Here is a 24,825-nt window from a genome sequence, read left to right as displayed (position 1 = left end):
ATGTTGAACTGGCTGAAATCCCCCGCATCAGAGACCCAGGTGACGCATGGCCAGCGCCTGTGGCTCTATGCGTTTTCCGGCATCATCATGGTGCTGCTGGTGTTGCCGACGCTGGTGGTGATCCCGATGTCCTTCTCGGATTCGCAATATCTGGAATTTCCGCCGGAAACGTGGTCGCTGCGCTGGTACAGGCACTATTTCGGCTCGGACGAATGGATGCTGGCCACGCTGACCTCGGTGAAGACCGCCGTGCTGACGATGCTGGTCGCCACCCCCATTGGCGTGCTGGCGGCCTATGCGCTGCACGCGTCTAAGCTACCCTATGTGCGCGCGGCCTTCGTCCTGCTGATCACGCCGATGATGGTGCCCGTCGTGCTGATCGCCATCGGCGCGTTCTATGCCTATGTCAAATTGCAGATCCTCTACACGATCACGGGCCTCGTGCTGGCGCATACGCTGCTGGCGATCCCGCTGGTGGTGATCGTCACCGGATCGGCGCTGAAGGGCTATGACATGAATCAGGAGAATGCCGCGCGCAGCCTTGGGGCGCCGCGGTGGAAGGCATTTGTGACCATCACCCTGCCGCAGATCCGCTTTGCCGTGGTCACGTCAATGGTGCTGTCCTTCCTTGCGTCCTTTGACGAGGTGGTGATCGCCATGTTCATTTCGGGCGGTGACAACCCGACGCTGACGCGCAACATGTTCAACGCGCTGCGCGATCAGATCGACCCGACGATTGCCGCGATTTCGACGATCATGATCCTTGTGACGACGCTGATGATGATCCTTGCGTCACTGTTTGGCCGTGGTAAGTCCTGAGCCCGATGACACGCTATGAATATATCATCGTCGGTGCCGGATCGGCCGGCGCGACGCTGGCGGCGCGGCTGGCAGGGGCGGGCAAATCCGTCCTGCTGCTGGAGGCGGGCGGCACCGGGCGCCACCCTTGGGTCAACATCCCGCTGGGCTATGGCAAGGTGTTCCACGATGCGCGATTCAACTGGAAATATAGCACCGAACCCGAACCGGAACTGAACGACCGCCCCATCTACTGGCCGCGTGGCAAGGTGCTGGGCGGGTCGTCCGCGATCAACGCGATGGTGTGGGTGCGCGGGCATCCTGCCGATTACGCCGAATGGGACGCCGCCGCGCCCGGGTGGGGCTGGGAAGACGTGGCGCCGGTGTTTCGCCGGATCGAGAGGTGGTCAGGCGGCGCCTGCGCGCATCGCGGCGGCGACGGGCCGCTGAGCGTGACGGATATGGGGCCGGCCATGCACCCGCTGACGCGCGCCTTTGTCACCGCGGCCGGGCAGGCGGGAATCCCGACCAACACCGACTATAACGGCGCGGCGATGGAGGGCGCGGGGTTCTACCAGATCAGCACCCAAGGGGGGCGGCGCGCCTCGACCGCGCAGGCCTACCTGCGCAGCGCGCGCAAGCTGGCAAACCTGCGGATCGCATGTGGCGCGATGGCCACCTGGATCGTGATGGAGGGCAGGCGCGCCACCGGGGTTGAGTACACGCAGCGCGGCAAGATGCATACCGCCAATGCAACCGAAGTCATCCTTTGCGGCGGGGCCATCAACTCGCCGCAGCTGCTGATGCTGTCGGGCATTGGGCCTGCCGCGCATCTGCACGAAACGGGCATCGACGTCGTGCAGGACGCGCCCCATGTCGGGCAAAACCTGATGGACCATCTGGGCAGTGATCATCTGTTCCGAACGTCGCAACCCAGCCTGAACCAGGTGCTGCGCCCGTGGTGGGGCAAGGCGCTGGCGGGCCTGCAATATATCCTGACGCAGAAAGGCCCGCTGGCGATGAGCCTCAATCAGGGCGGCGGCTTTGTCCGGCTGGCCGAAGGGGACGGGCCGCCCGACACGCAGCTGTATTTTTCGCCGCTCAGCTATTCCAGCGCACCCACCGGCAAGCGCCCCTTGATGAGTCCTGACCCTTTTCCCGCCGTGCGCATCGGATTCAACCCTTGCAAGCCGACCAGCCAAGGCAGCGTGGCCCTGCGCAGCCGTGACCCCATGGCGGCGCCCGTCCTGCGCGGGGGATATCTCGCGACCGAGCATGACCGGCGGCTGATGATCGCAGGCACGCGCGAGGTGCGCCGCATCGCATCCATGCCGGCCCTGCAAAGCGTCATAGAGGCCGAACTGGACCCCGGCCCCGATTGCCGGACAGATGACGAGATCCTCGATTTTGCCCGGCGCAACAGCTGGACCGTGTTCCACCAATGCGGCACCTGCCGGATGGGGCAGGACGCCACTGCGTCGGTCGTCGATCCGCAGTTGCGCGTGCATGGGGTTGCAGGGCTGCGCGTCGCCGATGCCTCGATCTTTCCGACCATCCCCACAGGCAACACCAACGCCCCCGCCGTCATGGTGGGCGAACGCGCGTTCGACCTGATCACCCAACGGTAGAGCCTCATGAAAATCAAAAGCATTGAAACCTTCACCACAGAATTCGTCGGCTTCGTGCGGCTGACGGCGCAGGATGGCAGCATCGGCTGGGGGCAGGTATCGACCTATCATTCGGATATCACCTGCCTCGTCCTGCACCGGCAGGTCGCGCCGCACGTTCTGGGACGGGACAGTACCGATCTGGACGATCTGCTGGATCTGGTCGCCGAGCGCGAGCACAAGTTCCCCGGCTCCTATCTGCGCCGGGCGATGGCGGGTTTCGACACCGCGCTGTGGGATCTGCGCGGGCGGCAGGCAGGCAAATCCGTGGCCGAACTGCTGGGCGGCACGCCGAGGCGCATCCGCGCCTATGCCAGCTCGATGAAGCGCGACATCCCCCCCCGCGACGAGGCCGAGCGGATGAAGCGCCTGCGCGACGCGCACGGCTTTGACGCCTTCAAGGTACGCGCCGGGGCCGAAGTGGGCCGGGGACGCGATGAATGGCCGGGCCGGACCGAGGACATCATCCCCACGATGCGCCGCGAAATGGGCGCGGATGCCGCCTTGCTGATCGACGCCAACAGCTGTTACGCCCCGAAACGCGCCATCGAAGTGGGCCGGATGCTGGAGGATCACGGATTCACCCATTACGAGGAGCCGTGCCCCTATTGGGAGATGGAGCAGACCAAGGAAGTCACCGATACGCTGGATATCGACGTGACCGGGGGCGAGCAGGATTGCGATCTGCCAACTTGGAAGCGCATGATCGACATGCGCGCGGTCGATATCGTGCAGCCAGACATCCTGTATCTGGGCGGTATCGCGCGCACCCTGCGCGTGGTGAAAATGGCGCAGGAGGCCGGCCTGCCGGTGACGCCCCATTGCGCCAACCTGTCGCTGGTCACGTTGTTTACCATGCATCTATTGCGCGCCATTCCGAACGCCGGAAAATATCTGGAATTCTCGATCGAGGGCGCCGATTACTACCCGTGGCAGGAGGGGCTGTTCACCTGCGACCCCTACAAGATCGAAGACGGTCACGCGACCGTCACCGACGCCCCCGGCTGGGGTATCGAGATCGCGCCAGACTGGCTGGCGCGCTCGCAATACCGTATCTCAACCGCAGAGTAACGCGTTTCAAAGGAACCATGACCATGATCAGCCTCGACAGTTTCGGCGATTTGTCCGCCATCGACACCGGCCCGTTCAAGCCCAAGCCAACCACCCTGACCGAAGGCCAGACAGAGGCCGCGAACAATCTGTGGTCGTCGCCCGATGGCAAGACGAATATTGGCGTCTGGGAATGCACCGAGGGCCGCTTTACCGCCGACCGCACGTCTGCGGGCGAGTATTGCCACATCATCGCTGGCCGCGCGACAGTGGTGAATGAGGACGGGTCAAACCCCCGCGACATCGGCCCCGGCGATCTGCTGATTCTGCCGCAGGGCTGGAAGGGCGAATGGACGATCCACGCGCATATGCGCAAGCTGTATATCATCAGCCCGTCTGGATGAGACGCTGACGCGCCTCCATACCGTCAGCCATCGCGTAGCTGTCCAATTCATCAAGAAAACGACGCGCAGGGCAACGGGGAGGGGCGCCATTGATGGCCCGGATGCGCACGGCGCATGCACGAACCCGGCCAGACCGCTATTTTCATGATATCATTGTCCGTGGTAGATCAGGTTCTGTCCAATGCCTTTGCATTTGAAACAGGGCGGCTGAAAATGCCATCCTGTTCGTGTCAAAGACCGTTTCGGCAGATAATTGGCTAATTTGACTATGGAACATTGAAAATGTTGCCAAAAGAATGCAACCAGAAGCACTTGTTTCAGTGAAGCCTTATGATGCTTTGAAAGCTTCGTGAAAATGAAGGGTAATTGATGATCCATCCTGTTCTTCTGTGCGGCGGCTCTGGCACGCGTTTGTGGCCCTTGTCGCGCAAGTCATACCCCAAACAGTTCGCGCGCCTGATGGGCGAAGAGAGCCTGTTTCAGGCGTCGGCCCGGCGGCTGTCCGGGGATGGCTTTGCCGCGCCGCTGATCGTGACGGGCGATCCGTTCCGCTTTATCGTGACTGAACAATTGGCGCAGGCCCAGCAAGCGCCGCAGGGCATCCTGATCGAACCCGAAGGGCGCAACACCGCCCCCGCCGTACTGGCCGCCGCGCTGTGGCTGGCCAAGCAGGACGCCGACGCGCTGATGCTGGTCGCGCCGTCCGATCATGTGATCCCCGACGCGGATGCCTTTCGCGCCACCATCGCCGCCGCGACGCCGCGCGCGCAGGCGGGCGATCTGGTGACGTTCGGCATCACGCCGGACCGGCCCGAAACCGGCTATGGCTATCTGGAGCTGGCCCCCGGCGCCGATACCGCCGCGAATACGCCCCAAACCCTTGCCCGGTTTGTCGAAAAACCCGACGAAGCCCGCGCGCAGGACATGCTGGACGCCGGGAATTTCCTGTGGAACGCGGGGATTTTCCTGTTCACCGCCGGGGCCGTGATCGACGCCTACCGCACACATGCCCCCGCCATGCTGGACGCGGTCGCGGCGGCGCTGGAGGATGCAGATTGCGATCTGGGATTCACCCGGCTCAGCGCCGACCCCTGGGCCAAGGCGGACGATATTTCCATCGACTACGCGATCATGGAAAAGGCCGGCAATCTGGCCGTCATGCCCTACGCCTCCGGGTGGTCCGATCTGGGCGGCTGGGATGCCGTCTGGCTGGAATCGGGACCGGACGATCAGGGCAATGTCTGCTCAGACCACGCCACGGCGATCTCGTGCGAGGATACGCTGCTGCGGTCCGAAACGCCGGGGCTGGAGCTGGTCGGGATCGGGCTGACCGATATCATCGCCATCGCCATGAACGACGCGGTGCTGGTCGCCCACAAATCCCAAGCGCAGCGCGTCAAGGAAGCAGTCAGCGCGCTAAAGGCGCGCGGCGCATCGCAGGCGGTGCAGCTGCCGCGCGACTACCGGCCCTGGGGCTGGTACGAAAGCCTCGCCATCGGCGGGCGGTTTCAGGTTAAACGCATCGTGGTGAACCCCGGCGCCGCGCTGAGCCTGCAAAGCCATCACCACCGCTCGGAACATTGGATCGTGGTCGAGGGCACCGCGCGCGTCACCGTCGGCGAGAAGGTCAGGCTGCTGAGCGAGAACCAGTCCGTCTACATCCCCCTCGGCGCCGTTCACCGCATGGAAAACCCCGGCAAGCTGCCGATGGTCCTGATCGAGGTCCAGACCGGCAGCTATCTGGGCGAGGACGACATCATCCGTTACGAGGATGTCTATGCACGCGGATAACCGGCGGTGAAACTGGTCCTGACAGACATCGCCCAGCTGGCCGCGCTGCCGGTCGATACGCTGATCGACGCCCGCTCGCCGTCCGAATACGCCGAGGATCACCTGCCCGGCGCCATCAACCTGCCCAGCCTCAGCGACGCCGAGCGCGCCGAGGTCGGCACGATCTATGTGCAGGAAGACCGGTTCAAGGCACGGCGCATCGGTGCTGCGCTGGTTGCGCGCAATGTGGCGGCGTATCTGGAGGGGCCGCTATCGGCCAAGGATGGCAGTTGGCGGCCGCTGGTCTATTGCTGGCGCGGCGGGCAGCGATCCGGCTCGTTCGCGTCGATTTTGGATCAGATCGGCTGGCGGGTGTCCCTGCTGGAGGGGGGCTATCGCGCCTATCGGCGGCTGGTGGTGCAGATGCTCTACGAGGCGCCTTTGGCCCTGACCCCGGTCCTGCTGGACGGCAACACCGGCACGGCCAAGACCCGCCTGCTGGAGCTGCTGGAGGGCGCGGGCGTTCAGGTCATCGACCTCGAAGGGCTGGCAAATCATCGCGGCTCGGCGCTTGGGGCGCGGGCGGGCGGGCAGCCCTCGCAAAAACTGTTCGATGGTCGGCTTGCGCAGCGCATCGCGGCGCTGGACCCGGCCCGGCCCGTGGTAATCGAGGCGGAATCGCACAAGGTGGGCACGCGCATCGTGCCGCCCAGCCTGTGGAGCGCGATGAAGGCAGCGCCGTCGGTGCGCGTCGCCGCCCCCGTGTCGGCGCGTGCGACCTATCTGGCCAAGGCCTATGGCGACATGACGGATCAGCCCGATCTGCTGAAGAACAGCCTTGATCTGCTGCGCCATTTGCGCGGCCACGAGACGGTCGATCATTGGCAGCAGATGGTCGATGCGCGTGATTTCAACGCGTTGGCAGGTGAATTGGTCGTGCAACACTACGATCCCGGCTATGATCGCGCGCGCGCGCGCCACGACATGGCCGACCCTGAGACGGTCGATCTGCCTGCACTGGACGATGCGGCGTTGAAGGCCGCGCTGCCCGCCTTGATCGCCGCTATCGAGCGTGCAGCAGGTTCTGACGCAGGGTAACGCGTGGCGGCGCGTCCAGCATTTCGCCGATTTGGACCGCCGGAACGCAGGCGACCTCAAGCTGCGCAAGGGCCTTGGCTGCGTCCTCTGGCGCCATCGCCGCCAGAAACCCGCCGGCAGTCTGCGGATCGAACAGGATCTCACTGCGCGGGGTGTCGTCCAGATCGATCATATCGGGCGCGGACCAGGCCCGATTGGCCCCATGCAGGGACGATCTGTGTCCCGCCTCCAACAACGATTGCGCGCCCTCCAGCAGCGGCAAAGCGCCCATATCCAGCGCGGCGCCACAACCGCTGGCGCGGCAAATCGCCAGCAAATGCCCGGCAAGGCCAAAGCCGGTGACGTCGGTCATCGCATGGGCCGACATCAGGCCGTGCGCTGCGGTCTGGGGACTGGTTGCCATATGGTCCAGCGCATTACGCACCACATCGCCATCGGCATGGCCGCCCATGTCGGCAGCCAAAATCACGCCGGTGCCCAGCGCGCCGGTCAGGATCAGATGGTCACCGGGGCGCGCGCCATCTACTCCGATGGGCGCGCGCCCCTTGGCCATCAGGCCGGTGACAGTGAACCCTATCGTCAATTCGGCCCCTTGAGTGGTGTGCCCGCCGATGATCTCGGCCCCCGCTCCGGCCATGACATCCTGTGCAGCCGCCATGATTTCGGCCAGCGTCCGGGCCTGAAGCGGGCCGCTCATCCGGGGCAGGACGAGGTTCACCAGCGCCGCCTGCGGCGCGGCGCCCATCGCCCAGACATCGCCCAGCGCATGGATCGCCGTGATGCGCGTCATCAGCCACGGATCGGCGGTAAAGGCGCGCAGGTGGTCGGTGCTGATGACCTGAACCTGCCCACCGATGCGCAGGGCGCCGGCATCGTCGCCGGGGCGGATCAGCACATCGTCGCGCTGGCCGGTGCGTGCGCCGGCAAGGGCGGTGTTCAGTGCCTCGGGGCCGACCTTGGCACCGCAGCCGCCGCAGATCATCGGGTGGTCCGACAGCTCCTGCGCCGCGCCCTGCGCCATCTCGCGCGGCAGGGCCGGGGCGGGCATGGTCGGCAGATCTCGGAACTTCTGCATGAAACGCTGGTCGATCCGGTCCTTCCAGCGCCACAGGCCCGGCAGGTGCAGGCCCAGCGCGCCGCGGTCCGCAATTGCATCCTTGCCGCCCAGCGAGATCAGCTTGAGATAGCGCTTTTGCGGCTTGAATCGGCGGATTTGTGTCTGTTCTGTCAGGGCGGCGCGCAGATTGTGATGCAGAATCGGTGCGGCGCGCACGGCATATACCCCGGCCTTGGGGCGGGGGGCGTGGGTCAGGTGAGCGCAGTCGCCAGCGGCAAATATCACGGGATCGGACGCGCTGCGCAGATCCGCGCCGACAGAAATGAACCCATCCGTCAGATTCAGCCCCGTCTGCGCCAGCCACGGCCACGGCCGCGCGCCAGCCGCACTGACGCAGAGCGCGGCGGCAATGGGGCTGCCATCCGCCAATACGACACTATCACGGGAAATCTGCGCGATTCCGGCGCCTTCGGTCAGGGCAATGCCCGCCATTTTCATTTGCGCGCGCAGTAGACGCGCGGTGCTGGGGGCGACGCCGCTCAGCGCCTTGCCCGTGTCGATCACATGCACGCGCGGGGCGGCATGCACTTGGGCCAGCCGGTGGTGCATGGCCAGCGCCAGTTCGACCCCGGCGACACCGCCGCCCAGCACGGCGCAGTCGGGCGGCACGGCACCCGCAGTCACATCACCGACGAAATCTGCCCAGCGATCAGCGAACGGGCCCAGCGGCTTGGCGGCGATGCCATGCGTCTGGAACCCGTCGATTTCAGCGGGGGCCGAGGTAATGCCGATGTCGATGGACAGCACATCATAGGCCACATCCGGGCGCCCCGGCACCTGCACGCGACGCGCGGCGCGGTCAATCCCGGCCGCGTGCCCGACGATCAGCCGCGCCCCGGCAAAACGCGCAAGGCGGCCAAGGTCTATGTCCAGTGCTGCGCGCGGATAATGCCCGGCGATATGGCCGGGCAGCATGCCGGTATAGGGCGCCTTGGGGTTCGGATCAATCAGGGTCAGGCGCGCGCCGGGCAGTGGGGTCATACCCCATTTGCGCAGTACCAGCGCATGGGCATGGCCGCCGCCGATCAGCACAAGGTCGCGTGTAAGGGGGAAATCGGTGTTCATGATAGCCACGGATTTGCCCCATATCCCACCGACTGTCGAGGGTCGGGTGGCGCGCCAGCCATTGACGCCCTGCCCCATCCGCATCAAACCGGTGCAGCAGCCACAAGGCAGGAGCGGCCATGACAGTTTGGGCAACGATCAGCACAGCACGGGGCGCGCCGTGAGCGGGCCAAGCGCGCAGGCGGCGCGCGATGTCCTGACGCTGGAGTCGGACGCACTGCGCCAGTTGGCAGATGCCCTGCCCGATGATTTCGGCGCCACGGTCGATCTGATCCTTGGCACCAAAGGGCGCGTCATCGTGTCCGGCGTCGGAAAATCAGGGCATGTGGGCCGCAAGATTTCAGCCACGCTGGCCAGCACCGGAACGCCCAGCTATTTCGTCCACGCGGGCGAGGCGAGCCATGGCGATCTGGGAATGATCACCACGGGCGACGTCTGCTTACTGATGTCAAATTCGGGCGAAACGCCGGAATTGGCGGATGAGATCGCCTATTGCGCGCGCTTTGCCATCCCGATGATCGGCATGTCCAGCAAACCGGATAGCACGTTGATGAAGGCCGCGCGCCTGCGCCTGACCCTGCCGCCGGTGCCGGAGGCCTGCCCGATGGGCATGGCGCCCACGACATCGACCACGATGATGATGGCGCTGGGCGATGCGCTGGCCGTGGCGCTGATGCGTGCGCGCGGGTTCGAGGTGGCGCATTATCGCGACTTTCACCCCGGCGGCAAACTGGGCGCGCAGATGAGCCGGGTGTCCGATCTGATGCATGATCAGGATTCGCTACCGCTGGTAGACGCGGATATGGCGATGCCCGAAACACTGCTGATGATGTCGGCCAAGGGCTTTGGCATCGCTGCCGTGACCGGCGAGGATGGCGCGCTGCTGGGCATCGTCACCGACGGCGACCTGCGCCGAAACATGGCGCATCTGATGGAACGCACGGCCGGCACCATCGCCACCCGCGATCCGGTGACGATCACGCCCGACACGCTGGCCGCCAGCGCGCTGGCGCTGATGAACGCGCGCAAAATCTCGGTCCTGCTGGTGGTGGACGAGGATACGCGCCCCATCGGCGTGCTGCATATCCACGACTGCCTGCGCGCCGGCGTTGCCTGAGCCCGGGCGATTGCCCAGCCGCCCGCGATATGGTCTAACGCGCGCAACACAGCATCTGAGGTGACGCATGAAAACGGTGATCTTCATTCCGGCGCGATACGCCTCGACGCGCTATCCCGGCAAGCCGCTGGTGGAGTTGCGCCAGAAAGACGGCACGACCAAAAGCCTGATCCGCATGAGCTGGGAGGCCGCCAGCGCCATCGAGGGCGTCGATGCCGTCTATGTCGCCACGGATGATGCGCGCATTGCAGACCATGCGCGCGGATTTGGTGCGCAGGTCGTGATGACCTCGCAGGACTGTGAAAATGGCACGGCGCGCTGCGCCGACGCGCTGGCACAGCTGGACGATCAGCCCGATCTGGTGGTGAATTTTCAGGGCGACGCACCCCTGACGCCGCCGTGGTTTGTCGAAAAACTGATTGCCGCGATGAAGGCCGATCCGACCGTCGCCATGGCCACGCCCGTCCTGCGCTGCGACCGGCAAACCTACGAGAATTTCGTCGAGGACCGCAGGAACGGGCAGGTCGGCGGCACGACGGCGGTATTCGACCGGCATATGAACGCGCTATATTTTTCCAAGGAGGTGCTGCCCTACATCGCCCCCGGCAAGCTGCCACAGCCGATCCCGGTGTTTCACCATGTCGGCGTCTATGCCTACCGGCCCGATGCGTTGCAATCCTATGTGGACGCGCCAGTGTCTGAATTGGAGACCCTTGAGGGGCTTGAACAGCTGCGCTTTCTCGCCGCTGGCATCCCGGTGCGCTGCGTCGAGGTGGACGCGCGCGGGCGGGTGTTCTGGGAGCTGAACAACCCCGGCGACGTCGCCCGCATCGAGGCGGCATTGGAGGCACAATGATTGAAACACGCACCATCACCGTCGGCGATATCCAGATCGGGGCGCTGCACCCCTTTGCACTGATCACCGGGCCGTGCCAGTTGGAGAGCCTGGATCATGCGCGCATGATGGCCGGGCGGATTGCCGAGGCCTGCGCGGCGACGGGCACGAAATTCATCTTCAAGGCCAGCTATGACAAGGCGAACCGGTCGTCGCTGGCCACGCAGCGGGGGCTGGGGATGGACGAGGGGCTGACAATCCTCGGCAAGATCCGCGACGAATTCGGCTGCCCCGTGCTGACCGACGTGCATGACGCCCGCCAATGCGCCCCGGCGGGCGAGGTGGTGGATGTGATCCAGATCCCCGCGTTCCTGTGCCGACAGACCGATCTGCTGCTGGCGGCAGGTGAAACGGGCTGCGCGATCAACGTGAAAAAGGGCCAGTTTCTGGCGCCGTGGGACATGGGTAATGTCGCGGACAAGATCGCCAGCACGGGAAACGAACGGATCATGCTGTGCGATCGCGGCACGTCGTTCGGCTATAACACGCTGGTCAGTGACTTTCGCGGCCTGCCAACGATGGCGCGCACCGGGTATCCGGTGGTGTTTGATGCCACCCATTCGGTGCAGCAGCCCGGCGGGCAAGGCACCACATCCGGCGGGCAGCGCGAATTTGCGCCGGTTCTGGCGCGCGCGGCGGTCGCGGTGGGGGTGTCGGCGCTGTTCATCGAAACGCATGAAGACCCGGACAACGCGCCCAGCGACGGGCCGAACATGATCCCGGTGGACAAGATGCAGGCGCTGATCGGGCAGCTGCGCGCCCTGGACGATCTGACGAAATCCCAAGGCGAGATCGCGTTGTAACGCCCGCAGGGCATATGGGCGGGGCCATACCGTGCAGGACAGATTGACGCCCCTTACTCTGATGCTGGTCGCGCTGGTCGGTATCCTGTGGGGGCTGAACTGGCCCGCGGTGAAATACATGCTGACGGAGGTGCCGCCCTTCACGCTGCGCGCGTCGGGGTTCACCGGGGGCGCCATCGTGCTGCTGATCATCGTGCGGGCGCTGGGCCATCGCCTGAAGCCCGCGCGCGGCGAGATCGGGCCGATCATCGCCGCCGGGCTGTTCGTGCTGTTCGGGTTCAACATCCTGACCGCGCTGGGCCAGCAGTTTACCGAGGCGTCGCGCGCCGCGATCATCGCCTATACCATGCCGGCGATGACGGCTGTTCTTGCCGCAGTTTTTCTGGGGGACCGGCTGACCGCGCGGCGCATCCTTGCGGTCTTGATCGGGCTGTGCGGCCTTGGCGTGCTGGCATCAGCGGATTTCCCGGCGCTGATCGCGGCGCCCTTGGGGCCGTTTTTGATGCTGATGGCGGCGCTGTCGTGGGCCATCGGCAATGTATTGGTGCAGGGGCGGCAATGGTCGCTGTCGCCGCTGGCGCTGACCTTCTGGTTCTTTGTATTGTCGCTGCTGCTGGCCTGGCCGCTGGCCCTGTGGCTGGAGCCGGCCAGCGCGCGCCACCTGCCGCCCCTGCCGGTCATCGCGGTCTTTGCCTTCCACGTCGCCGGACCGATGGCGACATGCTACCTGCTGTGGGCGGTTCTGCTGCGCCGGCTGCCTGCGACAGTGGCGGCAATTTCGATCCTGACGGCACCGACGGTCGGTGTCGTGTCGTCGATCCTGCTACTGGGCGAGCCGGTTTCGTGGCAAAAGATATTGGCGCTGGGACTGATCGTTCTATCCATCATCATCACGCTGAAAGGCCGGGGGCCACGCGTGCCGCTGGCCAAACGTGCCGGGTAAATGCGCGGGGTAGACAAGCCAAAATTCTTCCACCTATAGTTCCCCAGCAATCGTGCCCGGCGCAGGCCGAGGCGTGGTGCGCGCCCGCAGCAGGGCGCCAACAACGGGGGAAAACACATGACAAACCGACGCAATTTTCTGGCTGGTGCCGCCGCTGGCGGCGCTGCGCTTGCCTTTCCGGGGCTGACCGGACGGGCCTATGCCGCCACCGAGGCGCTGAAGGTCGGTATCCCGGTGCCGATTTCGGGCGCCTTTGCCGCCAACGGAAAATTCGCCTCGATGGGCGCGATCTTGGCCGCCGAGGAGGCCGCCGAGGCTGGCGCCGTTGACGTCACGCCGATGGATATGGATACCGAGGGCAAGCCCGCCACCGCGGTGCGCAAGGTGCAGGACGCCATCGCGCAGGACGGTGTCAAGCTGTTTGCCGGCGGCATCCTGTCGTCGGAATCGCTGGCCATGGGCAAGGAGATCGAGCGCGGCGGCGGCACCTTCATCACCACTGCCGGCGCGGACGAGATCACCGGATCAGATTGCAACGCCGCCACCTTCCGCTGGAGCGTGCCGACGTTCGGCGCGGTCGAACAGACGGTGCGCCCGATCATCGAGCTGATGCCCGAGGCCAAGCGGTGGTACACGATCACGCCGCAATATGTGTTCGGCGAGGGGCTGCTGAGCGCCGCGCAGAACATATTCGAGGAGAAGGGGCTGGAGCATGTCGGCAACAGCTATCATTCGCTGGCCGAGCGTGAATTCAGCGGCTACCTGACCAACGCGATCGCGGCCAAGCCTGACGTTCTGTTGCTGCTGAACTTTGGCTCGCAATCGTCGGACACGTTGCGCCAGGCCATCAGTTTCGGCCTGAAAGAGCGGATGACCATCGTCATCGCATGGGCCTCGGGGCTGGAGCAGTTCGAGGCGCTGGGCGCCGACACCTGCGAGGGGATCTATTTCGGCGCGCAATACTGGCACACCGTCGACGCCCCCGCAAACAAGGCACTGGTCGAACGCACGCAGGCGAAATACGGCCAGAACCCGAACTATTCCATCGCCGGATCCTACATCATCACCAAACTTCTGCTGGACGCCGCCGCCAAGGCCGGATCGACCGATGGCGCCGCCGTCGCAGCTGCGCTGAGCGGGCTGGAATATGACGGCCTGACCGGCCCCGAAATGGTGCGCCCCGATGATCATCAGGTGATCAAGGATTACTACCTGCTGAAGGGCAAGGCCAAGGCCGACATGGGCGACAAGGACGACTACGCCGAGATCGTCAGCTCGGGGCAGTCGTTCCTGGCACCGGGCGATACCGGCTGCACCTTGGGCTGAGGCCCGCACATGACATGGCCGGGCGCACATCACGCGCCCGGCCCCATTCCTGGCAGGAGCGCATCGCTTGACCTATCTATTCCAGATCCTCAACGGCGTCGGGCTGGGGATGCTCTATTTCCTGCTGGCGGTCGGACTCAGCGTCATTTTCGGCCTGCTGCAATTCGTCAATTTCGCGCATGGGGCGTTCTACCTGCTGGGTGCCTATCTGACATACGATCTGACACAGCGCGATTTCAGCCTGTGGCTGGCCATGCCCATCGCCGCGTTGATCGTCGCCGGTGTCGCCGCCCTGACCGAGGCGGTACTGCTCAGGCGCATATACAAGCTGCCACACACCTTTCATATCCTTGTCACCGTGGGCATCGCGCTGGTGATTCAGGAGTTCGTCATCATCGTCTGGGGGCCTGTGGGCGGCAGCGTCAGAACGCCCGAAATCCTGAGCGGGATCATCATTCTGGGCGATTTCATCTATCCGATCTACCGCCTGTTCGTGATCGGATTCACCGTCGTTCTGGCCGCAATCCTGTGGTGGGCGCTGGAGGGCACGCGGCTGGGCGCGATCCTGCGGGCCGGATCGGAATCGACCGAAACGATGTCACTGCTGGGCTATGACACGCTGAAAATCAACACCATCGTCTTTGGCCTTGGCGCGGGCCTTGCCGGGCTGGCCGGGGCGCTGGCGGCGCCGATCCGCGGCGTCGACCCCTTCATGGGCATCGAAGCGCTGAGCATCGCATTCGTCGTCGTCGTGATCGGCGGCATGGGCAGCTATGTGGGCGCACTGGTGGCCGGAATTCTGGTCGGCGTCGTGCAAAGCCTGATGGCCACCATCTGGCCCGAGGGCGCGCGGCTGATGATTTATGTCGCCATGGGGCTGGTGATCGTCACAATGCCCCGCGGCCTGTTCGGGCGGGTCTGAACCATGGTCATCAACAAACCCCCCGTTCAATTCGCGCTGGCCGTCATCACCGTTCTGGCGCTGCCGCTATTCCTGTCATCTGGCATTCTGGCGGGTGAAATCCTCGTCTTTGCGCTGGTCGTGGCGGCGTGCAACCTGTTGCTGGGCTATACCGGTTTGCTCTCTTTCGGGCAGGGGATATTCTTTGGCGTGGGCAGCTATGCGGCGGGCATCCTGCTGACGCGCACGGGCATTCCGGTGGGCGTGGTCCTGCCGCTGGCGGCGGTCATGGGCGCGACCATCGCCACCATCGTCGGCGCCCTGTCGATCCGTCAGTCGGGTGTCTATTTCGTCATGCTGACGCTGGCCTTTGCGCAGATGTTCTATTTTCTGGCCTATACGTTCAGCGGTTTGACGGGTGGCGATAACGGCCTGCTGGACGTGCCGCGTCCTACGCTGGCGGGCAATTATCTGGTCGATCCATGGCCCTATTACTGGTTCGTTGCCGTCTGTTTTCTGGTGCTGTTCGGCGCCATGCTGATTGTCACGCGCTCGACCTTCGGACGCACGTTGATCGCAGTGCGGGAAAACGCCGAGAGGGCGGCGGCGATCGGGTTTCCGGTGCGGATATTCAAGATCGTGGCCTTCGCCATTTCGGGGGCCGTCACCGCCTTTGCCGGGGGGCTGCACGCGATGCTGATCGGCGTCGCGCCCCTGTCGAACATCGAATACCACACCAGCGAGATGATCCTGATCATGACCATCATCGGGGGCAGTTCGTCGCTGTTTGCGTCGGTGCTGGGCGCCGGGTTCTACATGCTGCTGGCCGATGCATTGTCGACGATCATGCCCCGCTGGCTGCTGATCCTCGGGCTGGTTCTGATAACGGTCGCGCTGTTCCTGCAAAAGGGTCTGTGGGGTCTGGTCGAACGGCTATGGGCCGCGATCACCCATCAGCGGGCGCCCGCGCAGGGCGATACCCTGCCGGACGATCTGACCTCGGGGAAAGGATAGGCGCATGGCACCCAAGGCAACCGCGGACAAAATCGCGCTGGAAACCCACGACCTGGGCGTGACCTATGGCAAATTCGTGGCCATGGCCGAAATCGATCTGACCGTGCGCAAGAACAGCGTTCATTCGATCATCGGCCCCAACGGCGCGGGCAAGACGACGCTGTTTCACGCGCTGACGGGCAAGGTCAAACCATCCTCCGGGAAGGTCATGCTGAACGGGCACGACATCACCCGCGCGTCCGATACCGAGCGTGTACAGCGCGGGCTGGCGCGGTCGTTTCAGGTGACCAGCCTGTTCCCCGATCTGGACGTGCGCGAGAATTTGCGGCTGGCCGCCCAGGGGCGCACGCCCTGGCAAGCGCTGGCCCTGTGGCGATGGCCCGAAAGCAACAAGGCCGTCATGGCCATCGCGGATGAAATGCTGGACCGGCTGTCGCTGGCAGACGTGGCCACCCGCGCGGCGGGCGAGCTGTCGCACGGGCAGCAGCGGCGGCTGGAGGTCGGCATGGCCATGGCCGCCAAGCCGCGCGTCATCCTGATGGACGAACCTACGTCGGGCATGGGCATCAACGACATTGACGAAATGAAGGCGCTGATCCGCGATCTGGGCCGCGATCATACGGTGCTGTTTATCGAACATAATATGGGCATCGTGATGAATATCAGCGACGTTGTGACGGTGATGAAACTGGGCCGCACCCTGGTCGAAGGGCCGCCATCCGTGGTGCGCGACGACCCCGAGGTCAAGGCCGCCTACCTTGGCAACATGCTGACGGGGGATATCGCATGACCGACGCCCTGCAAGTCGAGGACATCCACAGCTACTACGGCAAGAGCCACATCATTCAGGGCCTGTCGATGCGCATCGGCGCGGGCGAGATCGTCACGCTGCTGGGTCGCAACGGCGCGGGCAAGTCGACGACGCTGAAATCCATCGCCGGGCTGGTGACGCCGAGGCGCGGCAAGATCACGCTATACGGTCAGGACATGACGGGCTGGGCGGCGCATAAATCGGCGCAGAACGGTCTGGCGCTGGTGCCCGAAAGCCGGGGGATTTTCCACCTGCTGACGGTCGAGGAAAACCTGCGCATCTCGCAGCGCAAAGGGTCGCAATGGTCCCTGCGCGATGTCTATGATATTTTCCCCCGGCTGGAGGAGCGGCGCAAGAATGGCGGCGGGCAGCTGTCGGGCGGTGAACAGCAGATGCTGGCGATCGCGCGCGCCCTGCTGTGCGGGCCCAAACTGCTGATGCTGGATGAGCCGGTCGAGGGGCTGGCGCCCGTGATCGTCGATGAGATCGTCGCGCAGGTCAAAAAGGTACGCGACGCGGGCGTGCCCATCCTGCTGGTCGAGCAGAATCTGGCCGTCTGCGCCGAACTGGCCGACCGGCATTACATCATCGAGCTGGGCCGCATCGTACATGAATCGGGCGCTGCCGATTTCGTCCGCGATGCCGAGATCCGCGACCGTTATCTGGGCGTGGGCGTCTGATACCGCCCTGCCCCGCGCCATATGAAGGAGGCACAACATGCGTATCGTCGCCGCACGGTTCAATCATGAGACCAACACATTCTCGCCGGTGGCGACGCCGCTGGAGTCCTTTGCGCCGCTGCATGGCGCCGACGCGCTGAATTTCGGCAGGGGGTCGGCCACGGCGCTTGGCGGGTTTATCGCATACGCCGATGCGCAGGGGGCCGAGCTGGTCACGCCGCTCTCGGCCACGGCCAACCCCAGCGGCCCGGCGACGGCCGAGGTGTTCGAGGCGCTGGCCGCCCCCATCGTCGACGCCGCAGCGGCAGGCTGCGATGCGATCCTGTTGGATCTGCACGGCGCGATGGTGGCGACAGGCATCGACGATTGCGAGGGTGAATTGCTGGCCCGCGTGCGCGCCGCCGCGCCGGGGGTGCCGCTGGGCGTGGCACTGGATCTGCATGGCAACATCACGCCGCGCATGGTGGAAAACTGCGACTGCATCGTCGGCTTCAAGACCTATCCGCATATCGATATGTTCGAGACCGGGCGCCATGTGACCGACATCGTGGATGCGATGCTGCATCAGGGGCTAAAGCCGAAGATGGCGCTGACCCACCCCCCCATTCTGGCCCATACGCTGAAGATGAACACAGAAGAGCCGTGCCTGATGACCGACCTTGTCGCCGCCGCCCGCGTGGGCGAGGCGCGCGAGGGGGTGCATGGCGCGACGATCTTTGGCGGGTTTCCCATCGCCGATCTGGCGGAAACGGGCGTGTCCATCGTGACGGTTGCGGATGATGCAGGAATCGCCACGGCCTTGGCAGACGATCTGGCGCGCATGGCGTGGGAGGGGCGCGAAGGCTTCGTCTATGACGAAGCGCCGCTGGCAGCCTCGCTGGCCGAGGCGGTGCGCGCCGCCGAGGGGCCGGGCGACGGGCCTGTGCTGATGCTGGATCACGGCGACAACTGCATGTCGGGCGGCACCTGCGATACCGTGGGTGTACTGCGCGCGGCGCTGGAAGCCGGGATGACCGGCATCGTCGCCGGGCCGATCTGCGATCCTGAAACAGTCGCGCAGATGATCGAGGCCGGGACCGGCGCCGCGATCACGGTGCAGCTCGGCCACAAGGTGCCGCTGCCCGGACTCCCGCCCCAAGCGCCGCTGGCACTGACCGGCACGGTTGGGCAGATCAGCGACGGCACCTATGTTGTGACAGGACCTATCTATACCGGCCAGACCTGCACAATGGGGCGCGCTGTGGTCCTGGAAAGCGGCGGCGCGACCGTTCTGGTGACGGAGCTGCCGCACGAGCCTTGGGATCTGGGCGTGTTCGCTTGTGCCGGGATCGACCCCATCGCCGCGCGCTTCCTTATCCTGAAATCGCGGATGTATTGCCGCCCGGTCTTTGGCCCGCTGTCGCGCGCGCTGGTGGAATGTGCGAGCGAGGGTATCACCAGTTCGAATTTCGATCTGTTCCCGTTCGAGAAACTGCAAAGGCCGATTTTCCCGCTGGACCGTGATATGAGTTGGGCACCCTAGCGGAACGGGCAGGACCGGCGCGCGTTTTGATGCCAACCCCACAACAAGGAGATACCCGCATGACTTTCAACGCTTTGGTCGTAGAGAAGGACGCCGAGAGCGGCAAAACCAGCGCGTCCGTGCAGCAGATTTCCGACAGCGATCTGCCCGAGGGCGAAGTGACGGTGGCGGTCGACTATTCGACGGTGAACTACAAGGACGGCCTGTGCATCGGCCCCGGTGGCGGCCTCGTGCGGACTTATCCGCATGTGCCGGGCATCGATTTTGCCGGCACGGTCGAGAGTTCCAGCGATGCGCGCTACAAACCCGGCGACAAGGTCGTGCTGACCGGATGGCGCGTGGGCGAAGCGCATTGGGGCGGCTATTCGCAGAAGGCGAACGTCAAGGCCGATTGGCTGGTGCCCCTGCCCGAGGGGCTGGATACGCGTCGTGCCATGGCGGTTGGCACGGCGGGCCTGACCGCGATGCTGGCGATCATGGCGTTGGAGGATCATGGCCTGACACCGGGGGCCGATCCGGTACTGGTAACGGGCGCGGCAGGCGGCGTGGGCAGCATTGCCGTCGCCGTTCTGGCGCAGCTGGGCTACGAGGTGGCGGCGGTGACCGGACGCCCCGAGACCGCAGATTACCTGACGGGTCTGGGCGCGACCCAGATCGTGCCGCGCGAGGATCTGACGGAAGTTACCAGAAAGCCGCTGGAGGGCGAGCAGTGGTCGGGCTGCGTCGATGCCGTGGCCGGCGCAATGCTGGGACGGGTGCTGAAGCAGATGAACTATGGCGCGTCCGTCGCCGCCATCGGGCTGGCAGGCGGCGCGCCGATCGAGGGGGCGCTGATCACGCCGTTTATCCTGCGGGGGGTGAACCTGCTGGGCATCGATTCGGTGATGCAGCCCTATGCGCGCCGCAATGAGGCGTGGAAACGAATTTCCAGTGATCTGCCGATGGACAAGCTGGAATCGATGGTGCAGCCCGCTGTGCTGTCAGACCTGCCCGATCTGGGGCGCGACATTCTGAAAGGTCGCGTGAAAGGCCGCATTGTTGTGGATGTGAACGCCTGAGCCGACCGGATATGCGGCAGGGGATAGGTCTTTGAATCAAATCAATACCCGATTGAAATTATCGGGTATTGATTTACGGTAGAAAATGTGGTGAATCCTTCCTCAAATTGCGCGCGCCCTCGGCTCTGGCGACATCATTCTTGCGGAAGGATCTGTCATGAACCTGAAAACGGCCTTGATCGGCGCCATGCTGTGCGGCCCGATCCTGCCTGCGCATGCAGCGGACGAAGCCCCGATTGACAAGGCCGTGTCGGTCGAGTTGAACGCGGTAAAGTCGACCGATAACGGCTGCACCCTGACATTTCTGGTCATCAACGGTCATCCCAGCCAGATCGACAAGCTGGTCTACGAGACGGTTCTGTTTGACAGCGAAGGGCAGGTAGATCGGCTGACCCTGTTCGATTTCGGCACCCTGCCCCCGGCACGTCCCCGCGTGCGGCAATTTTCGGTGCCGGGCCTTGCCTGCGACGGGCTGGGCAAGATTCTGATCAATGGCGCCAGCACCTGTGAGGCTCCGGGTCTGAGCCCGTCGGCCTGTGACGCCGGGCTGATGACAGGCTCGCGCACGGATATCGAGGTGCAGGGATGACCGCGCTGCTGGAGTCATTGCGCCAGATCGCCGATCTGGGCGGCCCTGTCGTGCTGTTGCTGATCGCGGTTTCTGTCGTGACCCTGGCGACGATGCTGTACAAGGCATGGCAGTTCGCGGTGGCGGGCGTGGGGCGCCATACCGCCCTCAGCCAGGCGGTCGAGGCATGGGATGCGGGTGACCGCGCCGGGGCGCGCGCCGCCCTGAACCAATCCAAAAGCTATCTGGCGCCGGTGATCGACATGGCCTTTGCCTGCGATACCGGCGATATGCCACGCCTGACAGCCGAGGCCGAGACGCGCTTTGCCAAGTTGGAATCCGGGTTTCGCCTGCTGGATTCGGTGGCGCAACTGGCCCCGCTGCTGGGCCTGTTCGGCACGGTTCTGGGCATGATCGAGGCGTTCCGCTCGCTTCAGGAGGCGGGCGCGCAGGTGGACCCCTCGCTGCTGGCGGGGGGGATCTGGGTCGCCCTGCTGACCACCGCCGTCGGGCTGGTCGTGGCGATGCCGACCGCGCTGGTCCTCAGCTGGTTCGAGGGCCGAATGGACCGCGAGCGCGTCACCGCCGAGCGCGCCATCGCCACCGTCCTGCGCCCGCGCGGCACGGCAACAGGGAATGCGGAGGATGCAGCACCTGCCGCCACACCGCTGCGTGTTTAAGCCACGCCGCAAACGGACCAAGCTGTCGATGACGTCGCTGATCGACGTCATCTTTCTGTTGCTGCTGTTCTTCATGCTGACCTCGACCTTTTCCAAATTCTCCGAGGTTGAACTGTCGGCGGCCAGCGGCGGCGCCGCGCTGGCGCCCGATGTGAAACCGCTGTTCCTGCAACTGGGCTCAGATGACATAACCCTGAACGGCGAGGTTCTGGATCTGGCCGGACTGGCCCCTGCCCTGCCTGTGGCTGATGCGGACGCCGCCCCTGTGCCCTTGCTGATCTCGCTGCGCAGTGACGTGACGGCGCAGCGGCTGACCGATCTTCTGGTGGCGCTGCGTCCCCTGCGCAGCGTCGCGCCGACCGTTCTGGGTGGCACATGAGACGCGCGCGCGAAAAATCCAGACGCGAGCCGACCATCGCGCTGATCAACATCGTGTTTCTGATGCTGGTCTTTTTCATGGTTGCCGGCACATTGGCGCAGCCGCTGGACCGCGACCTGAAACTGATCCGCACCGCCGATCTGGAGGGGCGCGCACCACCCGATGCGCTGGTGATCGATGAGGATGGCATATTAAGCTATCAGGGCACGCAAATCCTGTCGCCCGCAGCCTTTATGCTGCGGCAGGAGGATCACGCGCAGCCGGATGTGCGCCTGATTCCCGACCGAGAGCTGTCAGCGCAGGACCTGGTGCGTATCACGCGCGAGTTGCGCAGCGCAGGGGCCGGGCGTGTTCTGATCATCACCGAACGGGGGCTGGAATGATTGCCGCATCGCGCAGTCTTTGGGTTTTGGCGCTGGCCGTGGCGTTGGCCGTTCACGCTGTGCTGGGCTGGGCCTTGATGGCCCGGCAGGAGGTCGCCATCGAAAGCGGCGCGGGCGCGCAGGATGTGCAGGTCGGCACCAGCTTTGCCGATATGGCGGTCGGCACCTTGGAGGCGACAGAAACAACCGATATGACCGAAGTGTTGGAGCCGCAACCGCCCGAACGCGCGCAGCCGGTGCAGCCGGAACCAGCCGAACGGGTGGAGGCAACGCCGGCGCAACCGACCCAGACACCTGCCGAGGTGCCTCGCGCCGTTGAGCAGATAGCAGATGATGCCGTACCGACCATTGCCGCACCTCTGGCGCAGACCGAAGCTGTGACGCCCGAAATGGCGCAGGAGGTTATCGAGGCAGACGATACTGCCGAGCCTGCCGTCGCCCGGTCCCTGCGGCCAAAGCCGCGCAGTGAAGCATTCGAAAAGAAGAACGAGCAGACCGCTCAGAAGGCCGCGCAGAAACAGCCAAAAAAGAAGCGTGAACCTGCCAAACAGCCGCGCGGCAATGCCAAGCAGGCCCACAAGGCCGGTGCAGCCAGCGGCAACAGTCGTGCTGCGGCAACGGCAGCGGGCGTCGCGCACGGCAGCTCTGCGGCGTCGGGAAATGCGGCGGCCAGCAACTATCCGGGGCTGGTGATGCGGCGCGTGTCGCGGGTGCCACGTCCAAGGACCGGATCGCGCGGGACTGCCGTGGTGGCCTTTAGCATCTCCGGCGCAGGAGGGCTCGCAGGGGCGTCAATCGCGCGCAGTTCAGGCTCGGCTGCGCTGGACCGGGCGGCGCTGCGCATGATCCGCAGTGCCGCGCCGTTTCCGCCGCCACCGCCGGGTGCACAGCGCAATTTTTCGATCAATATCGAAGGACGCTAAAGCACCTGCGCGCTATGCGGCAGGATGTAGGGCGTACCGAGCTGTGGCGCTGTGTTGACCGACAGACGGCAGCCATAGGCCTTGGACAGGATCGCATCCGTCAGCACCTGCGCCGGGGTGCCGGTGGCGGCGACCCGGCCGGCCTCGATCAGGGTGACGCGATCCGCGTAGAGCGCCGTCAGGTTCAGATCGTGCATGACGGCGATGACACCGCCGCCTGCCTGCGCATAGCGGCGCGCAAGGTCCATGATGATCAACTGATGGCCGATGTCGAGGCTGGCCACCGGCTCGTCCAGCAACAGCCAGCTGGGCGTGCCGCCCAGCACAGGCTGCCAGACCTGGCAGAGAACGCGCGCAAGCTGTGCGCGCTGCTGCTGGCCGCCGGACAGTTCGTGGTAGTAGCGATGCCCCGCACCCGTCAGGCCGACCGCGGCCAGAGCCTGCGCCGGGATGGTGGCCTCGGCGGCATAGGGGCCGGCGGACAAGCCGATGCGCAGCACCTCAGCAACCGTGAAGGGGAAGGCCATGCTGGCCCCCTGAGGCAGCACGCCGCGCATCCGAGCCAGTTGGCGCGCATTGCCGACGATGGGCAGGCCGTTGATGGTGGCGCTGCCGTCGGCGCGCTCTTCGCCGCTGAGGACACGCAAAAGGGTGGATTTACCCGATCCGTTCGGCCCGACAATGGCGGTGACATGACCCGGCTGGGCGACAAAATCGATGCCATGCAGGATCGGTGTACCGCCGAGGGACAGGCGGATGTTTTGCCCGTGAACGCTCACAAGCCCAGCGACCCGCGTCCGCGCAGGAGGATCCACAGGAAAACCGGTGCGCCGATCAGCGCGGTGACGATACCGATGGGAAGCTCGGCAGGGGTAACGATCATGCGGGCGATCACATCGGCCCAGATCAACAGGGACGCGCCCAGAAGTGCGGCGTTTATCAACAAGGGGCCGTGATCTGGGCCGGTCGACAGGCGCAGCAGGTGCGGAACAACGATGCCGATGAATCCGATAGTGCCGACAACTGCGACGGCGCTGCCGGTGGCGGCGGCGACGCAAAGGATGGCGATGGATTTCATGCGCTGCACCGGGATGCCGAGGTGATGGGCTGCCGCCTCGCCCAGGGCCAGCGCATTGAGCGAGCGGCCAAGAAACAGCGCCGCGCAGGTGGCGGCGATAATCAGCGGGCCGGCGCCGAGCACCTTGGACCACGTCGCGCCAGCCAACGAGCCGAGGTTCCAGAACGTGAGGTCGCGCAATTGCGCATCATCGGCAATGTAGACCAGCACGCCCATCGCCGCCCCCACCAGCGCGGCCAGTGCGATGCCGCCGAGCAGCATGGTAATGACAGATGTGCGGCCCCGGTGGGTCGACACGGCGTAGAGCGTCAGCACCGATGCCCATGCGCCGAGAAACGCCGCGATCGGGACAAGGTAGGCCCCCGCCGCAGCGGTCAGCCACGCAGGCAGGGACGCGCCCAGCACGATCACGCCGGTCGCGCCCAGCGCGCCGCCGGCGCTGACGCCGACGATGCCGGGATCGGCCAGCGGATTGCGGAAAAGACCCTGCATCACCGTCCCCGACACCGCCAGCGATGCGCCGACCAGCGCGCCCAGCGCCGTGCGCGGCATGCGGATGTTCCACAGGATGACGGCGTCGAGCGGTGCAAGCGGCTCGCCCCGTAGCAGCTGACCCAGCGCAGCCCAGAGCGACGTTCCGGCGGGGCCGATGGCGAGGCTGGCCACCATCGAGCCGACGCAGAGAAGCGCCAGCACCACATGCACGCGACGGGCAAGGCTGCGCCTGTCGCCCCGCCGGGCGGTGGCGCTGCCGGATGCATCGATTGCCACCATG

At 65.2% G+C, this 24,825-nt stretch carries 25 protein-coding genes; 22 read left to right on the top strand and 3 right to left on the bottom strand.

The annotated features are described in order from the left end of the window. The 6 genes from FGD77_RS07730 (at position 1) to mnmH (ending at position 6,787) form a co-directional block, all read left to right on the top strand. Positions 1 to 819 carry an ABC transporter permease gene (locus FGD77_RS07730; RefSeq protein ID WP_255008204.1) on the top strand — a complete coding sequence of 273 codons (819 nt, stop codon included), beginning with the start codon at positions 1 to 3 and terminating at the stop codon, positions 817 to 819. Between the two features lie 5 nt (positions 820 to 824). Further along, positions 825 to 2,426: a GMC family oxidoreductase gene (locus tag FGD77_RS07725; RefSeq protein WP_255008202.1), complete on the top strand. Its 1,602-nt coding sequence runs from the start codon at positions 825 to 827 to the stop codon at positions 2,424 to 2,426. Positions 2,427 to 2,432: 6 nt separating this feature from the next. Beyond that, positions 2,433 to 3,536, top strand: a complete 1,104-nt coding sequence (locus FGD77_RS07720) for a mandelate racemase/muconate lactonizing enzyme family protein (RefSeq protein ID WP_255008200.1) — start codon at positions 2,433 to 2,435, stop codon at positions 3,534 to 3,536. 23 nt (positions 3,537 to 3,559) lie between these two features. Beyond that, complete coding sequence (locus FGD77_RS07715) at positions 3,560 to 3,919, top strand: cupin domain-containing protein (protein WP_255008198.1); 360 nt, start codon at positions 3,560 to 3,562, stop codon at positions 3,917 to 3,919. Between the two features lie 369 nt (positions 3,920 to 4,288). Next, the gene (locus tag FGD77_RS07710; RefSeq protein ID WP_255008196.1) at positions 4,289 to 5,710 is read left to right on the top strand and encodes a mannose-1-phosphate guanylyltransferase/mannose-6-phosphate isomerase; all 1,422 of its coding nucleotides are present in this window, start codon (positions 4,289 to 4,291) and stop codon (positions 5,708 to 5,710) included. A 6-nt stretch (positions 5,711 to 5,716) separates the two neighbouring features. Next, positions 5,717 to 6,787, top strand: coding sequence for a tRNA 2-selenouridine(34) synthase MnmH (mnmH, locus tag FGD77_RS07705; protein ID WP_255008194.1), 1,071 nt, complete (start codon positions 5,717 to 5,719; stop codon positions 6,785 to 6,787). On the opposite strand, the gene selD is transcribed toward mnmH, so the two are convergent. After that, complete coding sequence (gene selD / locus FGD77_RS07700; protein WP_255014142.1) at positions 6,753 to 8,969, bottom strand: selenide, water dikinase SelD; 2,217 nt, start codon at positions 8,967 to 8,969, stop codon at positions 6,753 to 6,755. The two genes, mnmH and selD, sit on opposite strands and share 35 nt — an antisense overlap. On the opposite strand from selD, the gene FGD77_RS07695 reads away from it, so the two are divergent. The 16 genes from FGD77_RS07695 to FGD77_RS07620 all read left to right on the top strand — a co-directional run bounded on the left by FGD77_RS07695 (position 8,962) and on the right by FGD77_RS07620 (position 22,972). Beyond that, positions 8,962 to 10,086, top strand: coding sequence for a KpsF/GutQ family sugar-phosphate isomerase (locus tag FGD77_RS07695; RefSeq protein ID WP_255008192.1), 1,125 nt, complete (start codon positions 8,962 to 8,964; stop codon positions 10,084 to 10,086). The two genes, selD and FGD77_RS07695, sit on opposite strands and share 8 nt — an antisense overlap. 67 nt (positions 10,087 to 10,153) lie before the next feature. Further along, complete coding sequence (locus tag FGD77_RS07690; RefSeq protein ID WP_255008189.1) at positions 10,154 to 10,942, top strand: 3-deoxy-manno-octulosonate cytidylyltransferase; 789 nt, start codon at positions 10,154 to 10,156, stop codon at positions 10,940 to 10,942. Continuing rightward, positions 10,939 to 11,784 carry a 3-deoxy-8-phosphooctulonate synthase gene (gene kdsA / locus FGD77_RS07685; RefSeq protein ID WP_255008187.1) on the top strand — a complete coding sequence of 282 codons (846 nt, stop codon included), beginning with the start codon at positions 10,939 to 10,941 and terminating at the stop codon, positions 11,782 to 11,784. The genes FGD77_RS07690 and kdsA overlap by 4 nt, the downstream gene beginning before the upstream one ends. A 43-nt stretch (positions 11,785 to 11,827) precedes the next feature. Then, positions 11,828 to 12,727: a DMT family transporter gene (locus FGD77_RS07680; protein WP_255008184.1), complete on the top strand. Its 900-nt coding sequence runs from the start codon at positions 11,828 to 11,830 to the stop codon at positions 12,725 to 12,727. Between the two features lie 117 nt (positions 12,728 to 12,844). Next, positions 12,845 to 14,053 carry an ABC transporter substrate-binding protein gene (locus FGD77_RS07675; protein WP_255008182.1) on the top strand — a complete coding sequence of 403 codons (1,209 nt, stop codon included), beginning with the start codon at positions 12,845 to 12,847 and terminating at the stop codon, positions 14,051 to 14,053. 67 nt (positions 14,054 to 14,120) lie between these two features. Next, positions 14,121 to 14,975 carry a branched-chain amino acid ABC transporter permease gene (locus tag FGD77_RS07670; protein ID WP_255008179.1) on the top strand — a complete coding sequence of 285 codons (855 nt, stop codon included), beginning with the start codon at positions 14,121 to 14,123 and terminating at the stop codon, positions 14,973 to 14,975. A 3-nt stretch (positions 14,976 to 14,978) separates the two neighbouring features. After that, entirely contained in the window at positions 14,979 to 15,968 is a 990-nt protein-coding gene (locus FGD77_RS07665; protein WP_255008177.1) for a branched-chain amino acid ABC transporter permease, read from the top strand. 4 nt (positions 15,969 to 15,972) lie between these two features. After that, on the top strand, positions 15,973 to 16,758 hold the full coding sequence (locus FGD77_RS07660) for an ABC transporter ATP-binding protein (RefSeq protein WP_255008175.1): 786 nt from the start codon (positions 15,973 to 15,975) through the stop codon (positions 16,756 to 16,758). After that, positions 16,755 to 17,459 carry an ABC transporter ATP-binding protein gene (locus tag FGD77_RS07655; protein WP_255008174.1) on the top strand — a complete coding sequence of 235 codons (705 nt, stop codon included), beginning with the start codon at positions 16,755 to 16,757 and terminating at the stop codon, positions 17,457 to 17,459. Before FGD77_RS07660 ends, FGD77_RS07655 begins: the two co-directional genes overlap by 4 nt. A 37-nt stretch (positions 17,460 to 17,496) precedes the next feature. After that, positions 17,497 to 18,981 carry a M81 family metallopeptidase gene (locus FGD77_RS07650; RefSeq protein WP_255008172.1) on the top strand — a complete coding sequence of 495 codons (1,485 nt, stop codon included), beginning with the start codon at positions 17,497 to 17,499 and terminating at the stop codon, positions 18,979 to 18,981. A 59-nt stretch (positions 18,982 to 19,040) separates the two neighbouring features. Next, a complete protein-coding gene (gene acuI / locus FGD77_RS07645) occupies positions 19,041 to 20,039 on the top strand; it encodes an acryloyl-CoA reductase (RefSeq protein ID WP_255008170.1) in 999 nt (332 codons plus the stop codon). Between the two features lie 157 nt (positions 20,040 to 20,196). Next, positions 20,197 to 20,628 (top strand): hypothetical protein, encoded by a 432-nt coding sequence (locus tag FGD77_RS07640; RefSeq protein ID WP_255008160.1) that lies wholly within the window; start codon positions 20,197 to 20,199, stop codon positions 20,626 to 20,628. Next, positions 20,625 to 21,287, top strand: a complete 663-nt coding sequence (locus FGD77_RS07635) for a MotA/TolQ/ExbB proton channel family protein (protein WP_255008158.1) — start codon at positions 20,625 to 20,627, stop codon at positions 21,285 to 21,287. Before FGD77_RS07640 ends, FGD77_RS07635 begins: the two co-directional genes overlap by 4 nt. Next, a complete protein-coding gene (locus FGD77_RS07630; RefSeq protein ID WP_255008156.1) occupies positions 21,280 to 21,666 on the top strand; it encodes a biopolymer transporter ExbD in 387 nt (128 codons plus the stop codon). The genes FGD77_RS07635 and FGD77_RS07630 overlap by 8 nt, the downstream gene beginning before the upstream one ends. Then, a complete protein-coding gene (locus FGD77_RS07625) occupies positions 21,663 to 22,049 on the top strand; it encodes a biopolymer transporter ExbD (RefSeq protein ID WP_255008154.1) in 387 nt (128 codons plus the stop codon). The genes FGD77_RS07630 and FGD77_RS07625 overlap by 4 nt, the downstream gene beginning before the upstream one ends. Then, on the top strand, positions 22,046 to 22,972 hold the full coding sequence (locus FGD77_RS07620) for an energy transducer TonB (RefSeq protein WP_255008152.1): 927 nt from the start codon (positions 22,046 to 22,048) through the stop codon (positions 22,970 to 22,972). Before FGD77_RS07625 ends, FGD77_RS07620 begins: the two co-directional genes overlap by 4 nt. Here the strand turns inward: FGD77_RS07620 and FGD77_RS07615 are convergent. Both FGD77_RS07615 and FGD77_RS07610 read right to left on the bottom strand, forming a co-directional pair. After that, positions 22,969 to 23,751, bottom strand: a complete 783-nt coding sequence (locus FGD77_RS07615) for a heme ABC transporter ATP-binding protein (RefSeq protein WP_255008150.1) — start codon at positions 23,749 to 23,751, stop codon at positions 22,969 to 22,971. The genes FGD77_RS07620 and FGD77_RS07615 overlap by 4 nt on opposite strands. Further along, positions 23,748 to 24,824, bottom strand: coding sequence for an iron ABC transporter permease (locus FGD77_RS07610; RefSeq protein WP_255008148.1), 1,077 nt, complete (start codon positions 24,822 to 24,824; stop codon positions 23,748 to 23,750). The genes FGD77_RS07615 and FGD77_RS07610 overlap by 4 nt, the downstream gene beginning before the upstream one ends. Position 24,825: the final 1 nt, after the last annotated feature.

The sequence above is a fragment of the Roseovarius sp. M141 genome (assembly GCF_024355225.1).
Lineage (GTDB): Bacteria > Pseudomonadota > Alphaproteobacteria > Rhodobacterales > Rhodobacteraceae > Roseovarius.
This window is presented reverse-complemented; position numbering and strand designations above follow the sequence as displayed.